Origin of the sequence: Clostridium frigoris (genome assembly GCF_018861865.1) — a bacterium.
GTDB lineage: Bacteria > Bacillota > Clostridia > Clostridiales > Clostridiaceae > Clostridium_AD > Clostridium_AD frigoris.
The window spans coordinates 124,631-139,886 of the sequence record NZ_JAHLDV010000005.1; the positions used below are offsets into that span (position 1 = coordinate 124,631).

General features: G+C 29.6%; 17 protein-coding genes. 2 read left to right on the plus strand and 15 right to left on the minus strand.

All coding sequences use genetic code 11. From position 1 onward, the window contains the following. Positions 1-126: 126 nt before the first annotated feature. The 10 genes from KPL37_RS04205 to KPL37_RS04250 form a co-directional block, all read right to left on the minus strand. A complete protein-coding gene (locus KPL37_RS04205; RefSeq protein ID WP_216146163.1) occupies positions 127-1,458 on the minus strand; it encodes a replicative DNA helicase in 1,332 nt (443 codons plus the stop codon). Between the two features lie 130 nt (positions 1,459-1,588). Beyond that, complete coding sequence (lonC, locus tag KPL37_RS04210) at positions 1,589-3,490, minus strand: Lon family ATP-dependent protease (protein WP_216146164.1); 1,902 nt, start codon at positions 3,488-3,490, stop codon at positions 1,589-1,591. Between the two features lie 69 nt (positions 3,491-3,559). Beyond that, positions 3,560-4,003 (minus strand): 50S ribosomal protein L9, encoded by a 444-nt coding sequence (gene rplI, locus KPL37_RS04215; protein ID WP_216146165.1) that lies wholly within the window; start codon positions 4,001-4,003, stop codon positions 3,560-3,562. Beyond that, the gene (locus KPL37_RS04220) at positions 4,003-5,994 is read right to left on the minus strand and encodes a DHH family phosphoesterase (RefSeq protein ID WP_216146166.1); all 1,992 of its coding nucleotides are present in this window, start codon (positions 5,992-5,994) and stop codon (positions 4,003-4,005) included. The genes rplI and KPL37_RS04220 overlap by 1 nt, the downstream gene beginning before the upstream one ends. 15 nt (positions 5,995-6,009) lie before the next feature. Continuing rightward, positions 6,010-7,017 carry a DUF2232 domain-containing protein gene (locus KPL37_RS04225; RefSeq protein WP_216146167.1) on the minus strand — a complete coding sequence of 336 codons (1,008 nt, stop codon included), beginning with the start codon at positions 7,015-7,017 and terminating at the stop codon, positions 6,010-6,012. Positions 7,018-7,032: 15 nt separating this feature from the next. After that, positions 7,033-7,347 (minus strand): MazG-like family protein, encoded by a 315-nt coding sequence (locus KPL37_RS04230; RefSeq protein WP_216146168.1) that lies wholly within the window; start codon positions 7,345-7,347, stop codon positions 7,033-7,035. Positions 7,348-7,662: 315 nt separating this feature from the next. Beyond that, the gene (gene rpsR / locus KPL37_RS04235; protein ID WP_071614782.1) at positions 7,663-7,926 is read right to left on the minus strand and encodes a 30S ribosomal protein S18; all 264 of its coding nucleotides are present in this window, start codon (positions 7,924-7,926) and stop codon (positions 7,663-7,665) included. A 24-nt stretch (positions 7,927-7,950) separates the two neighbouring features. Beyond that, positions 7,951-8,391 (minus strand): single-stranded DNA-binding protein, encoded by a 441-nt coding sequence (locus KPL37_RS04240; RefSeq protein ID WP_216146169.1) that lies wholly within the window; start codon positions 8,389-8,391, stop codon positions 7,951-7,953. Between the two features lie 11 nt (positions 8,392-8,402). Beyond that, the gene (rpsF, locus tag KPL37_RS04245; RefSeq protein ID WP_216146195.1) at positions 8,403-8,690 is read right to left on the minus strand and encodes a 30S ribosomal protein S6; all 288 of its coding nucleotides are present in this window, start codon (positions 8,688-8,690) and stop codon (positions 8,403-8,405) included. Between the two features lie 96 nt (positions 8,691-8,786). Continuing rightward, positions 8,787-9,005: a DUF951 domain-containing protein gene (locus KPL37_RS04250; protein WP_425514020.1), complete on the minus strand. Its 219-nt coding sequence runs from the start codon at positions 9,003-9,005 to the stop codon at positions 8,787-8,789. Between the two features lie 825 nt (positions 9,006-9,830). Between KPL37_RS04250 and ytvI the strand changes: the two genes are divergently transcribed. Both ytvI and yyaC read left to right on the plus strand, forming a co-directional pair. Continuing rightward, positions 9,831-10,883 carry a sporulation integral membrane protein YtvI gene (gene ytvI, locus KPL37_RS04255; protein WP_216146171.1) on the plus strand — a complete coding sequence of 351 codons (1,053 nt, stop codon included), beginning with the start codon at positions 9,831-9,833 and terminating at the stop codon, positions 10,881-10,883. 47 nt (positions 10,884-10,930) lie between these two features. Further along, positions 10,931-11,533, plus strand: coding sequence for a spore protease YyaC (yyaC, locus tag KPL37_RS04260; protein WP_216146172.1), 603 nt, complete (start codon positions 10,931-10,933; stop codon positions 11,531-11,533). A gap of 160 nt (positions 11,534-11,693) precedes the next feature. Here the strand turns inward: yyaC and KPL37_RS04265 are convergent, their stop codons facing one another. The 5 genes from KPL37_RS04265 to noc form a co-directional block, all read right to left on the minus strand. Further along, positions 11,694-11,951 carry a YkuS family protein gene (locus KPL37_RS04265; protein ID WP_216146173.1) on the minus strand — a complete coding sequence of 86 codons (258 nt, stop codon included), beginning with the start codon at positions 11,949-11,951 and terminating at the stop codon, positions 11,694-11,696. A 79-nt stretch (positions 11,952-12,030) separates the two neighbouring features. Further along, a complete protein-coding gene (locus KPL37_RS04270) occupies positions 12,031-12,537 on the minus strand; it encodes a DUF4446 family protein (protein WP_216146174.1) in 507 nt (168 codons plus the stop codon). 39 nt (positions 12,538-12,576) lie between these two features. Then, positions 12,577-13,425, minus strand: a complete 849-nt coding sequence (locus tag KPL37_RS04275) for a ParB/RepB/Spo0J family partition protein (protein WP_216146175.1) — start codon at positions 13,423-13,425, stop codon at positions 12,577-12,579. Positions 13,426-13,430: 5 nt separating this feature from the next. Further along, a complete protein-coding gene (locus KPL37_RS04280; protein WP_216146176.1) occupies positions 13,431-14,198 on the minus strand; it encodes a ParA family protein in 768 nt (255 codons plus the stop codon). A gap of 208 nt (positions 14,199-14,406) precedes the next feature. Continuing rightward, a complete protein-coding gene (noc, locus tag KPL37_RS04285; protein ID WP_216146177.1) occupies positions 14,407-15,186 on the minus strand; it encodes a nucleoid occlusion protein in 780 nt (259 codons plus the stop codon). Positions 15,187-15,256: the final 70 nt, after the last annotated feature.

A 15,256-nucleotide genomic window follows, 5' to 3' on the forward strand; every position in this document is an offset into this window, starting at 1 on the left:
ACTATGCATACACATGCACGAATAAAAATAGGATAACAAAACTTATTAAATTTTGTTATCCTATAATAATTAATTATACTTACTTAAACCATCTTCTGTAATATATTTATCCACTAAAGTAATTTATTAGTCTCTATGAATTACATCAAGTCTTGCAAATTTACTGAATTGACCTATCCATGCAAGTTTTACTGTTCCTATAGGACCATTTCTTTGTTTTGCTATTATAAGTTCTGCTACGTTTTTATCTTCCGTTTCCTCATTATAATATTCATCTCTATATAAGAACATAACAAGATCAGCATCCTGCTCAATAGATCCTGACTCTCTAAGGTCAGATAGCATAGGCCTGTGGTCAGTTCTTTGCTCTGGCGCACGTGACAGCTGTGATAATGCTATAACTGGACACTGCATCTCTTTTGCAAGGGCTTTAATAGATCTTGATATTTCTGATACTTCCTGTTGTCTACTTTCTGTATTGCTACCAGTCATAAGTTGAAGATAATCTATTACTATCATATCAATTCCATGTTCCATTTTTAATTTTCTACACTTTGAACGCATATCCATGACAGAAGTTCCCGCTGTATCATCAATGAATATTTTAGCAGCAGCTAATGGTCCAGATGCTTTCGCTATATTTTCCCAATCTCTATCTTCTAAATCACCATGTCTAAGCTTTGACATATCAACATTTGCTTCTGAACATAATAACTTATAGGAAAGTTGTTCTTTTGACATTTCCAGAGAAAATACAGCTACACTTTTCCCCTGCCTAAGAGCCGCATACTCAGCAAGATTAAGTGCAAATGTAGTTTTACCCATAGATGGCCTTGCTGCAATAAGAATCATGTCACCCTTTTGAAATCCAGCTGTTTTATCATCAAGTTCTGGGAATCCACTTGATATACCAGTTGTTTCACCTTTATTATTAAAGATTCTTTCTATTTCTAGGAAACCTCTCTCAAGCACTGTATTCATCGGTTCAAAGTCCCCTGCATTTTTTTTCTGTGATATGTTAAATACTTTTTGCTCTGCAAGATCCATTACTGCCTCTACGTCATCTTGCTTATTATAACAATTTTCTATAATCTCAGTAGAAGATTTAATAAGTTTTCTTAAAGTAGATTTATCTTCTACAATTTTTATGTACGAACTTAAATTAGCTGTTGAGGGTATTGAGTTACTTATCTCTGAAATATAAGTAATCCCCCCTGAAGCCTCTAATTTTTCAGCTGAACGTAAATGTTCGAGTAATGTAATCATGTCAATAGGTGTGTCTTTTTGATATAATTCATATATTGCGCTAAATATAACTTTATGTGAATCCCTGTAAAAATCATCGCTTTTTAAAACCTCCACTACTCTTGATATTGCGGTTTTATCTATAAGCATTGATCCTATTACTGATTGTTCTGCTTCTAAGTTATACGGTAAACTTCTAAGAGGTGTATCCATTATCTATCTCTCCTAAATTAATCTTTTATGCCCTGCTAAAAATGCAGCACCGAAGGTGCTGCATTTTTAGGGCCATTAATTATAGTTTATTTTATATTTAATAGTAACTTTATGTTAATGAACAGTAACTTTATGTTAATGCAAATACTAATTTCATTAATTCTTCAATGGTTGACGCAGTTTTTGTTGCAATATCTTTAAGACCAGTAGGTACTTCTTTTTCATTATCACTAGGAAGTATAACTAGCTTAATTCCTTTTCTTCTTGCACCATAAATCTTTTCAAATATACCGCCTACTGGTTTTATAATTCCTCTTAATGATATCTCACCTGTTACTGCAATATCCTGCCTTAAAGGTTTATCTAAAAGCGAACTAATTATACATACAGTTATAGCAGCACCGGCTGATGGTCCATCGATTTTACCTCCACCTACTATATTTACATGTATATCATAATCTTTAATATCTTTGTTAGTTGTTTTTCTTATTACTGATGCAGCATTAAATACTGAATCCTTAGCCATACTTCCAGCAGTATCATTAAACCTTACCTGCCCTTTACCTTTTTCTTTAGACTCAAATACTGATGTTTCTATCTCTATAGTTGATCCTATATATCCTGATACCCCAAGTCCATATATGTGTCCCACTTCAGGTTTAACATCTTTATCTAATTCCTCATATGGGAACATTCTACTTATAGATATAACTTCTAATAAATCTTTCATATCAATTCTAACTTTAGACCCTTCCACCAATTCACTATTATGCAATACATATCCATAAGCATCAGCTAAAATATTTATAGCTTTTCTTCCTTCTATCGTATATCTTCCAATAGTTTGTGCAACTCCATCTTCTATTTCAACTTCTAATTTAGAAGCAGCATTAACTACGATATTTTCTATGTCATTGGCAGCTAATGGTTCAAAATAAACCTCTGTACATCTTGATCTTAATGCTGGATTTATTTCCGATGGCTCTTTAGTCGTAGCACCTATTAAAACAAAATCTGCTGGAGCACCTTTATCAAATAAATATTTTATATACTTAGGTGTGCTTTCATCTTCAGGGTCATAATAAGAAGATGAAAACTCAACTCTTTTATCCTCAAGCACCTTAAGTAACTTATTTTGAAGCATGCTATCAAGTTCACCTATTTCATCAATAAATAATACTCCTCCGTGAGCTTCTGTTACAAGACCTGGTTTTGGTTCGGGAATACCACCCTCAGCTAGGTCTCTTTTACTTCCCTGATATATTGGGTCGTGCACTGAACCTAAAAGTGGATTTGTTATTTCTCTTGGATCCCACCTAAGCGTTGTACCATCTACTTCTACAAACTTAGCATCCTTATCATAAATAGTGTAACTTAGTTTCTTCGCTTCCTCAAGCGCAAGTCTTGCGGCCGTTGTTTTACCTACACCAGGTGGTCCATAAAGAATAATATGTTGGGGATATGGCGATGCCATCTTAGATATCAATGATTTTATAGCTCTTTCTTGCCCAACGATTTCGCTAAAACTCTCTGGTCTTAACATTGCTTGTATATTTTTAGTAAGTTTTCTACTATCAAGTGCTTTTAGGTCATCATACTTTTTAAGTGTTTTAGCATTTTCAGGACCCTTTTGTTTCTTAATTATTCCTAGTCTTACTTCATCAATATACTTATCTTGTTTCTCCATAAGATTTTTTTCAACTTCTGCTTCAATCTTATTTTGAACATATCTTTTAGCTATTTCATCTGTTAACCATACATTAGTGCTGTCTAGTACTTCTTGTATGTTTTTTTCATTAGGCATTATATCTATTCCCTTACCATTGCTGATAATTTTGTTTAAAGCATATAATCTTCTATATATATCTTCGCTTTTTATATGTTTTTGAAGTTTAAATTTTATAGTTTTAGCCTTTATACTGCCTTCATCTATTACATTCCTCATTATTTCATATAAAACGTCAATTTGTGTATCTAATGGTAATTCATCTTTTATTAACTGTTCTGCACTTTTATTTTCGTATAATTTCAAACTTAATTCGCTTTAATAAAAAGTATTATCATTAATTTACTAAAGCGTTACCCCCTTCGTTATATATGATTATTCCTCACAAACAAGAACTTTTATCTTAGTAGATATTTCTGGATATATTTTAATCTCTACATCATAAGTTCCTAATAATTTTATTGTATCTGTTACTATTTTCTTTTTATCAATATCTAAACTACATTGCTCATTTAATGCTAAGGCTATATCTTTACTTGTAATTGCCCCAAAAAGTTTTCCGTTTTCTCCTGCTTTACCAATTATTTTAACTACTTTATCTTTAAGTACATTTGCTGTGTTTTGTGCATCCTCAATTTCAGATGTTTTCTTTTTTCTTTCTATATCGTTCTTTTTATTTAATATATGCATATTAGGATCAGTAGCTTCCTCTGCTAATTTCCTTGGGAACAAATAATTCCTCGCATATCCATCTGCAGCGTTTAATACATCACCCTTCTTACCCATACTTTTAATATCTTTTAATAATATAATTTTCATTATTTTTCATCCTCCTTTAAATATTTTTCTATAGCTTCCTTTAATTTATCTACTACTTCAGTAAGTTCCATCGAAGTAAATTTTGTACCTGCCATAGTCATGTGTCCGCCCCCACCTAATGTCTCTAAAATTAACTGCACATTTATTTTTCCAAGGGACCTTCCACTAATAAATATTTCATCTTCTATTTTAACAATAACAAATGATGCTTCGATACCTGTAATATTTAGAAGTTCATCAGCGGCCTGAGCTGCAATTACAGTATCTTGTACTTCCTTTGGGCAAACCGCTATAGCAATTTCATTTTTTATCTTTGCAGATCTTATAATATCTGCTCTTCTTAAAAAAACATTTAGATCATCAGAAAACATTTTTTTAACATCCATTGTATCTGCACCATGCCGCCTTAAAAAGGCTGCCGCTTCAAAGGTCCTAACTCCTGTTTTAAAACAAAAGTTCTTTGTATCCACACATATTCCAGCTAAAAGGCTTACTGCTTCTATATGCTTTAGTGTCGGCTTATCTACCATATATTGAATCATTTCAGTAACTAACTCAGCAGTAGATGATGCATATGTTTCCATATAACTAAGCACTGCACCTTGTATAAAATCTTGTGCCTTTCTATGATGATCAATTATAACTACTTTTTCAACTTCTTTGACAATTTCTAAATTCTGTACGTGACTTGCATTATGAACATCTACTAATATAAGTAGACTATTTGAACTATTAACATTTTTAAATCTCTCACTAGTTATAAAAGTATTTTTGTATTTTTCATCTTCAAGTATTATATCCATCATACTTTTTATACCACTATTTATTCCTTCAAGAATAATATAACATTCCTTATCTAAGCTCTTAATAACGCTATATAAACCAATAGCCGCACCTAAACAATCAGGATCAGCGTTTTTATGACCCATGATAAAAATTATATTACTCTCATTTACTAAATCCATTAATGCATGGGCAATAACTCTCGCCCTAACTTTGGTTCTCTTCTCAACTTCTTTTGTTTTACCACCAAAGAAAGATAATTTATCCCCTTTTTTTACAACTGCTTGATCACCACCACGACCTAATGCAAGTTCTTTCGCCGAAGTCGCAAATTCATAATTCTTGAGTGGTGTATCTTCACCTCTTCCTACGCCTATACTTAAAGTAACTGCAAGTTTATTGCCATTGCTTATCTCACGAACACTATCTAATATGTCGAATTTCTTTTCTATTTCTTTTTCAATGTACTTGTCTTGAACTATAATAACATACTTATTAGATGTATACTTCTTTACCACAGCATTAACACTCTGACCATAACTATTTATTGTTCTTTCAATTTCTGCTACAAGCATTGGAGCTTTATCTTCTTCTGTTGTTTTTATAACATCATCAAGGTTATCAACTTCAACTAGCATAATACTTTCACGGTCACCATTAATACCTTTAATAAGATTAGTTTTCTCAGTTATATCATAAAAATATAAAAGCATAATCTTATCTTTAACATTTTTATTTTCATTTGTATCTACAATATTTGTGTAGATTTCATAACATTTATTTTTTATTTTAATATTTGGAAATATGTTCTTTTTACCCTCTAAAACTTGCTTTAAATTAAGTTCCCTAATTATGTCCCTAATGTTTTTGTTTAAAAGGTCTTCGCCTTCTAGCATTGTTGTTACACTTTGATTGTACCATAAAACATTTCCTGTATACCCAATTATTATTAACGGAAATGGAAGTTTTACTAAAGTACTTGTAGTTGCTATATCTAATTTAGATGAAAAGTTTTCTATGAATATTTTCCATTCGTTTTTTTTAATTTTAGAATTATACATATTATACACTACAAGCATTGCGTATAACCCAAGGGCTACAAAACCAACTTGAAAATGCCCATAGTAAAATATTATAGATATAAGTAGGGCCATGGTCACCATATATATTTTATTGTTAACATTAAAATAATTATATTTGTTATCCATAATTAGCCCCCCCAATTATTTTCTTCTGATTCTATATGGATCGAGCTTTCTAAAATCAAACGCCATTTCCATGAGTCCTATTGAAAAGTAAATATTGCTTAAAGGAGAAATTATAGTTAAACCTAAAATCAATATTACTATTGGTTTAGATAATTTTTTTTTCACTCTTAAAAAATATGTACTTGCTGCGAGTCCATTTATAATAAATACATTTTGCATAAGGAGCTGAGAGGAACTTCGTATATACTTCCCGCCAGTTATCTCTTTTGATGCAAGAATTATACCTATACATACTATACCTATTAATACAGCTCCTACTATGTTAGAAACGTAAACTTTACTAAAAGGTAATACTTCTTCCATCTTGTAGTTTAGCTTATTTAGTATCGCTCTAGATACTATGTAATTCAAATAAGCTGATATAAATGAGAAAACAAAAATAACCGCCGGTATTAACGCCAAAAATAAAGCAACATCAATTTTATTTATCATTTCATAACTTCTATCTAAAACCTTTAATTGATCAGGAGTTATCCCCTTTTGCATATAAGTATTTTTTGCTCCATCAATTGAGATTTTCATGGATTTCTTTAAAAGCCCCACAAATTCAGAACTAAAATCCATAAAATTAACTTTTGCTATAAATGACAAAGAAAAAGCTATTGTTAATATATTGGATATAAAACTTGCTATACCTAAAAACAATAAAGTTGTAGATGACTTTTTATTTTTCTTAACACAATACCCAAGTGCCATACCAATAACCATACAAGGTATAGCTGAATATATTGCCCTTATTGGATTAAATAGCATTGATGTTAAAATTATGCTCAGTACTATAGCCGTGATTGTTACTTTCTTATTATACCTTATATAAAGAACTGCCACAGGAATTGGTAATATTAATGTTCCTATAAATGATACCATTGGCAAGTAGCCCGTTAAAATCATTATTATCGAAATTATAACAGATATAAGAGCGGCCTCTACAATAGCCTTCGCACTATAATTTTTATTTCCCATCTTATCCTCCATTACTTATCGACCCTTTAGGTGAGTATAGAGTTTACTTAAGTCCTTTCCTTCCTTTTCTATGTTATCTCCCTCAACTATTCCCACCTTCAGCTTCTTTTTCATACTCTCATCCACTGCAACATTTGAATATCCTAACCTTTCACCTAATATATATAAAAGTATTATTGCCCCTGAAATACAATCTAGTATAGCATCTTGAGCAACATTGCTTCCTTTACTTAGCAACTTGAAGAAATCACCTATTATACATAATAGCTCAGCCTTCAAACTTTCAATTAACTTAACATTAGACATTATATTAAAATCATCCCTTTTCATATTATATCATCTCCCCTTGTAGGCTTATGCTTATAACTCTATTTTAGTTAGTTTTATATATTTATGCAACTAAAGTTTATTTCTAAATAAACAATCAACAACCAATATCTAACACTTACATGTTTACATTTTATGGGTTGCAATTATAAGTATACTACAAATTACACTTTATAATATATAATTTTACATTTATATTTTTATTATTAATTAAAATATTCAATTTAACTTAAAAAAATAAAAGCAGCTACCTTAAGGCGCTGCTTTTAGTCATTTACTATTTATAGTAAGACCTTCCTATTTACTAGTAAGATTTTACTATTCAGTAGTAAATGGTAATAATGCTATATTTCTTGCTCTTTTTATAGATACAGTAAGCATTCTTTGATGTTTTGCACAGTTTCCAGAAATTCTTCTAGGAAGAATTTTTCCTCTTTCTGTAACATATTTTCTTAATTTATTTATGTCTTTATAGTCGATTGCAGTTGCCTTATCCATACAGAAAGCACAAACTTTTCTTTTCATTCTCTTTCTGTTACCACCGGCACCGCCGCCGCTTCTTTTATGATCATTCATAGCCATTGTTTTTTCCCTCCTTACCTAATATTAGAATGGTATATCTCCATCATCAATTGGTGTTATATCACTAGCACTTCCAAAATCGTTAGATTTAGCATTTGCTTCGCTACTATTACCACCTTGATTAGTATTCGTGTCTGACGATTTATTTCCTCCCCATTCAAGGAAGTCAACTTCATCAGCAATTACTTCAGTAACATATCTCCTAGTTCCATCTTTAGCCTCATAATTTCTAGTTTGAATGTTTCCAGAGACGCTTAAAAGCTTGCCTTTACTCATGTAATTAGCAGTGGCTTCAGCTTGCTTTCCAAATACCACTATCGGTACAAAGTCTGCATCTGGTTGACCTTCTCTTTTAAATCTTCTATTAACGGCTACAGTGAAAGTGGCTACAGCTGTTCCTGTTCCTTGAGCAAATTTAAGCTCAGGGTCCTTTGTTAATCTACCAACTAAAACAACTTTATTCATAAAAACACCACCTATTTTTCTGGATTTATTATGATATGTCTTATAACACTGTCAGTAATTCTGAATACTCTATCTAATTCTTTAGGTAATTCTGGATTTGCATTAAAATTGATTAATGTATAGAAGCCTTCACCAACTTTTTGTATTTCATAAGCTAGTTTTCTTTTGCCCCACGCATCAACATTTTCAATTTCTCCACCATTATTTTCTATTACACCTTTAAACTTTTCAACGTTAGCTTTAACAGCTTCTTCGTCTAATGAAGGATGTAATATGAATATAGTTTCATATTTTCTCATTAATTTCACCTCCTCCCCTCGGACTAACGGCCATGCATTGCACGGCAGGGATTACAATAATAGATTATATCATTTTATTCAACAAAAATCAAGTAATTATTCTTTAGTAATCCCTTTTTCTTTATTTAATACATTTTCTTTTATTGTTTTCTTTACTCCTGAGTCAAACTTCACTCTTGGAAGCATAACTATTCTTGCACATCCTAAACACTTTATTTTAATATCTGCCCCAAGCCTTATGATTTCCCATTGTTTACTCCCGCAAGGGTGAACTTTCTTCATTTCAACAATATCCCCTAAATTAAATACTTTCATCAAACATCCCACCTTCGATATATTATTAATTAATCTTTTTCAAAACCTTTATTATCCGCTTAGAATCTTCATCATAATAATTTATTATATTGTAATAAATTTACACTTTTCCTTTTTCACCCTGTTTCTTTACCTTATAGTTTCTCTATATAATAAAGCAGTTCGTTTCATATACATTTACCAAACTTTCGATTATAATATAGTATTATATGGAAATTTAAGAATATGTATTTATATTAAAATGAACATGGTTTTTATCTTATATAAAGTTAAACCCCTCTCATATATAAGATACTTAACCCAAAATGTATTTTTATAGATAATTTTATTATAAGCTATTTATAGTTTTAATTATAGGAAAACAGTATTTAAACTCGTATTATTTATAATATTATTAAATATAATGTTTTCTATAAAATACAATCAAAATATTAATTTATTATTTAAGATTGGATGGGCTTATGAAAATTTATTTAGATAATACAGCTACTACATTCCATAAGCCACCAAAAGTATATACATCAATAATGAATTATATAATGAATATTGGCTAAAATCCAGTAAGGGGAACATCTACAACTTCCCTCTCTGGTAATTGAGTCATTTTAAATTACAAATACGCAAAAACTCTCGGTATAACCGGGCTTTTAGATGGTATTAATTATATTAATGATTAATGTATAGAATCCATTCGCAAAATAAAGTTTATGGTAACACCTGTGCTTCTACAAAAACTGTTACTATATCTATTAATTCAACTAAAATCGACAATTTTGAACTTGTATTTTTACTAGACAATGAATAGAAAGGTGTGATTTTAATTACATGGAAAACATGATAAAACAAATAGATAAATTAACTATCTTCTTCATTTTATATACATTTGTCTTTATAATTTTTTTTGGAACTATAACTTATACACTTCCCTTTGTATTTGCTTTTATTTTAGCTTCATCCCTTAAAACCCCAACAAGATATTTAATGATAAAATTTAGAATTAAAAATACTACAGCTTCCTTATTTACAACTAGCATATTCTTCACTATTATTATTATATTACTTTCGATAGTTATCACCACTTTAACCTCAGAATCAATACAACTAGGAAAGAACATTCAATCATATATCACTTTAAACAAAGAAATACTTTTAAATTTTTTAAATAATTTACAAAATTACTATAAAAACTTAGATCCAACTATAATTAATAATATTGAATCAAATATTACTAATTATATAACTAAAACCATAAATATTAGCATGAATGCATCTACAAAAATTTTTTCACAAACTCTAGGTATTGTATCTACCATACCCTATGTTTTAATGGTTTTATTATTTACCTTACTCACTACATATTTTTTCACAAAGGATTTATCATCTTTGAATAGAAAATCCTTTAATATAATTCCTCATAAAAGTAAGGATAGAATCCATTATATATTTGATGAATCGAAAAAAATGCTTAAAAACTATTTACTTTCTTACTTACTTATAATCACTATAACATTTTTAGAAACATTAGTTGTTTTCTTAGTTTTTAATGTTAAATATGCTGTAACGTTAAGTATACTTTGTGGCATATTTGATTTACTCCCCATTTTTGGCATAGGCGCTATATATCTTCCTATAATAGTAATATTTTTTATTTATAAAAATGTTATTGCAGCTTTAGGCCTTCTAATATCTTATATAGTTATTACTATAATCAGGCAAATTATTGAACCTAAAATTGTGTCTCAATCACTAGGTCTTCACCCAGTTGCAGTCCTTGCCGCTATCTTTATAGGACTTAAATTAAATGGTATTATTGGGATACTATTTTGTATGTTTTTATTAGTATCTTACAATATTTTGAAAAAAGTTAATGTATTATAGAATATAAAACCTCCGATGTGGACAAAATCCAAATAGGAGGTTTTATTATGATGGATAAGGTTGTTTTAGATTCTATGTCACGAGATTGTACTTTTAAATTAAGAGATACTATTAGTCAATATATTTTCCCCATAGTTAATTCATCGCGTCCTATTGTTGTTTTATGTATTGGCACAGACAGATCTACTGGTGATAGTTTAGGACCTCTAGTTGGAAATAAACTAAAGTTTCTAATTAGAAACAAAATTCATATTTACGGTAGTCTCGAATGTCCTGTTCATGCAAAAAATTTATGCGAAACAATTGATGAAATTAATTATACATACACCAACCCCTACATCATTGCTGTTGACGCTTGCCTTGGAAGTTTTCAAAATGTAGGTAAAATAATTGTAGAAGAAAAACCATTAAGCCCTGGTGCCGCTATGAACAAGAATTTACCTAAGGTTGGTGATCTAAGTATAACTGGAATTGTAAATATATCCGGTGCCTTTGAATTTATGGTTCTTCAAAACACAAGACTATACACAGTAATGATGCTTGCTGACGCCATTTCTAAAGGTATTTATCATTCAGTGCTAAAAACTATTGGCGGAAGGAAATTAAATTCAATCTATGATGAATCTAATTTAAATAATGTTGAAGGATAATTCTTTTCCTTATTAACCTCTTAATTCTATTAAATTTTTACTTTCACGTATAATTACACTATTTATAATAAAATTATTGACTTCAAAAGAACATTTATATTTCAACTGGAGTTTTTTGTTAAAGGAAAGACATCCACTTATAAAAGCGAATGTCTTTCCTTTAAAATATTGAGCTATATACTCTAGTACTTAATATATACTCGATTTCATCGATAGACTTGCTTCCACTATCAACAATCAAAGTTACCTCTCTCTTTATATTACTTTGCATAGTTAAGTTTTTAAGACCGCCTTCTTTAAGGTTACATATTATTGCATCACACCGTGTATTATTGTCTGTGCTATTTATCACTGTGTAACCCCTTTTCGTTAATTCCTGTTTCAAATATTCAAGCTCATGTGAAACACATATTACCATAAAAAACCTCTTTTGTTTTTAGTTTGTCACAAAAACATAATTTTTATTACTAATATTCTAATATACTTCTGAATACCTTCTACTGTTTTTTTGATGTTACGGCTTGTTCTAAGGCTTCGTTTTCTTCATCAGATAACTCGTACCTAGATATTCCTTTGTCTACTGGTTTAGCATAAGTAGTACTCTCGTCTCGCCCGTAAATACTTGTTAATATAACACCATTACTATTTCCATCAAGAAATACTATAGAAAAACTTAAATCACTACCCATATCATCAAATGCCTTATATCTTATTATTGAAGTTTTTTGTATACAAGTTTTTAGATCTCTATCTATTCGTTCATACATTTGTTGTACATTTTGATTTTGATCTTTAACATCATCTACTTTATCTAAATATGATGTAACCATATCTTCTAAATTTTTATTGTCTACACCTCTCATTAACTTTCTGTATTTGCTTTCTAATTTATTTAAAGCTTTATATGTTATTGCAACTAGTATAATTAGTATAATCACAAGAATTATAAGTCCTATTACTATGTATATTTCAGAATTTCTTATAAAATTAATTATGTTCTCCATTGTAAGCTACTTCCTCTCAAATATGTTTCACGTGAAACATTATATACTAAAAACTTCTAATATTCTTTCAAAATCTTCTTCTGAATAATACTCAATTTCTATTTTACCTTTGTTTTTATTTTTGGTATTAATAATAACTTTTGTACCGAAACGATCCTCTAATTTACTCGTTATATCTTTATAATACATATTATTATCATTATTAACTACTTTTTCAATATTTTTATTTTCAAATTTTTTAACTAATTTTTCAGTTTCTCGTACACTAAGACTGTCATCTATAACCATTTGAGAAACTTGACATTGAAGTTCTTTATCGCTTATTCCAAGTATTGCTCTCCCATGACCCTCTGAAATTACTCCATCCATTATATAATCTTGAACTCTTTCATCTAAGTTCAGTAATCTCATAGTATTGGATATAGCTGTTCTTGATTTAGATACCTTCTTGCTAACCTCTTCCTGAGTAAGATTAAAATCTAACAATAATTTCTTATATGCAATAGCTTCTTCTATAGGATTCAAATCTTCTCTTTGAATATTTTCTATTAATGATATTTCCAATACTTCTTTATCCGTTATATCCATAATAATTGCTGGTATTTCCGAGAGTCCAATACTTTTAGCTGCTCTAAATCTTCTCTCACCTGCGACAACTATATATACATTATCTTCTTTCTTTAAAATAATAGGTTGAATCACTCCATGTTCTTTTATTGATTGAGCTAGTTCAAATATTTTTTCTGTATCAAAGTTTTTTCTTGGTTGATCCTTATTCGCCTTAACCAGATTCATTGGTATTTTAAAAATAATAGAACTATCTCCAATAATATCTTCTTCTGGTATTAATGCTCCAAGCCCTTTACCTAGACCAAATTTCTTGTTCAATATAATCATCTCCCTTGTCTATCTAAAAACTCACTTGCTAAATCTTCGTAAGCTCGCGCTCCTTTGCATTTATCGTCATAAAGCATGATTGGTAATCCAAAACTCGGGGATTCAGCCAATCTTATGTTTCTTGGTATTGTTGTTTTATATACTTTATCACTAAAGTATTTCTTCACCTCTTCCACTACCTCATTACATAATTTTGTTCTATTATCATACATACTTAAGATTATACCCTCCATCTCCAACTTTTTATTTAGAGATTTTTTAACTAATTGAATTGTATTTACTAATTGTCCAACACCTTCTAAAGCATAAAATTCACATTGAATAGGTGTAAGTACACTAGTCGCTGCCGTAAGAGCATTTATAGTTAAAATACCTAATGATGGTGGACAATCTATAAAAATATAATCAAACTTACCTTGAACTTCTTTAAGCTTTTCTTTTAATATATTTTCACGATTATTTATATTTATAAGTTCTACTTCTGCACCAGCAAGTTCCATTGTTGAAGGTACTATATACAAATTATTTACTAGCTCACATTCTTTTATAGTATCATTAATAGAAATATCTGAAGTTAACAAATCATAAGTTGATAAATTTATTTTTTTCTTATCAAATCCTAGTCCACTTGTAGTATTCCCCTGAGGATCAATATCTATTGTTAAAACCTTTTTCCCTTGCATAGCTAAATAGGAACATAGATTTATATTTGTAGTAGTTTTACCTACCCCTCCCTTTTGGTTGAAAATGCATATTGTTTTCATAACTACACCTACCCTTCATAATATTATTTATACGTGTATATGTTTATACGTATAAATGTTTATATTTGTAAACATATATAAACTTATTTATTTTACTATATAGTTCATTATATATTTATGTTAAATATTTTAATAGTACTTTTCTTGAATATTTCAAAAAAATATAAAAAAGCAAGATGTTTCACGTGAAACGTCTTGCTTTTTAAACTCATTTTTTAGGTATTCTAATTGTTACTTCTATACTATCCTCTAATTCCTTAGACTTATACTCCGCATTTATTCCATATTTATCGAAAACCTGCTTTATAGTATTTATATAAACTCTAGGTGCAAAAATTCCTTTTATCTTTTTCTTTCCGTCAGCCGCTACTTCAGTTCTACATAATTTCAATAATTCTTTTTCAATAAGTTCTTCTGTATTTTTGACATTAAGTGATTTACTAACTACTATTTTCAGTACTTTCTTTTGAATATTAATATTAGGTAATCGAAGCAGGGCTCTAGCATGCCTCTCTGTAAGCTTATTCTCCACTAAAATACTAGTTATTTCCTTATCTAATTTCAATAACCTTAATTTATTCGCAATTGTTGATTGTTTCTTACCTATCATTTGCGCTAACCGTTCTTGTGTATAAGAATGATCTTTAATAAGATTATAGTAAGCCATAGCCTCTTCTAAAAAATTCAAATCCTCTCTTTGCAAGTTTTCGAGTAGAGCAATTGCTGCAGATTCTTTATCTGTTATGTCTATAATAATTACTGGGACTTGTTCAAGTCCTATTTTTTTTGCTGCTCTTAGTCTTCTTTCACCGGCAACTAATTCATATCTGTTTTCGCCACTTTTTCTAACTGTTAATGGTTGAATTATTCCATAAGCTTTTATTGACTGAGATAGTTCTTCGATCGTTTCTTCATTAAAGTGCTTTCTAGGCTGATAAACATTTGGAGAAATTAATTCTATAGATACGTGATTTACATTATCTTGCATAATATACCATCCCTCAATTTTTCCTTTTTCATTTTTTACCTTATATTAACAATTCTCTTTTATTATGTTA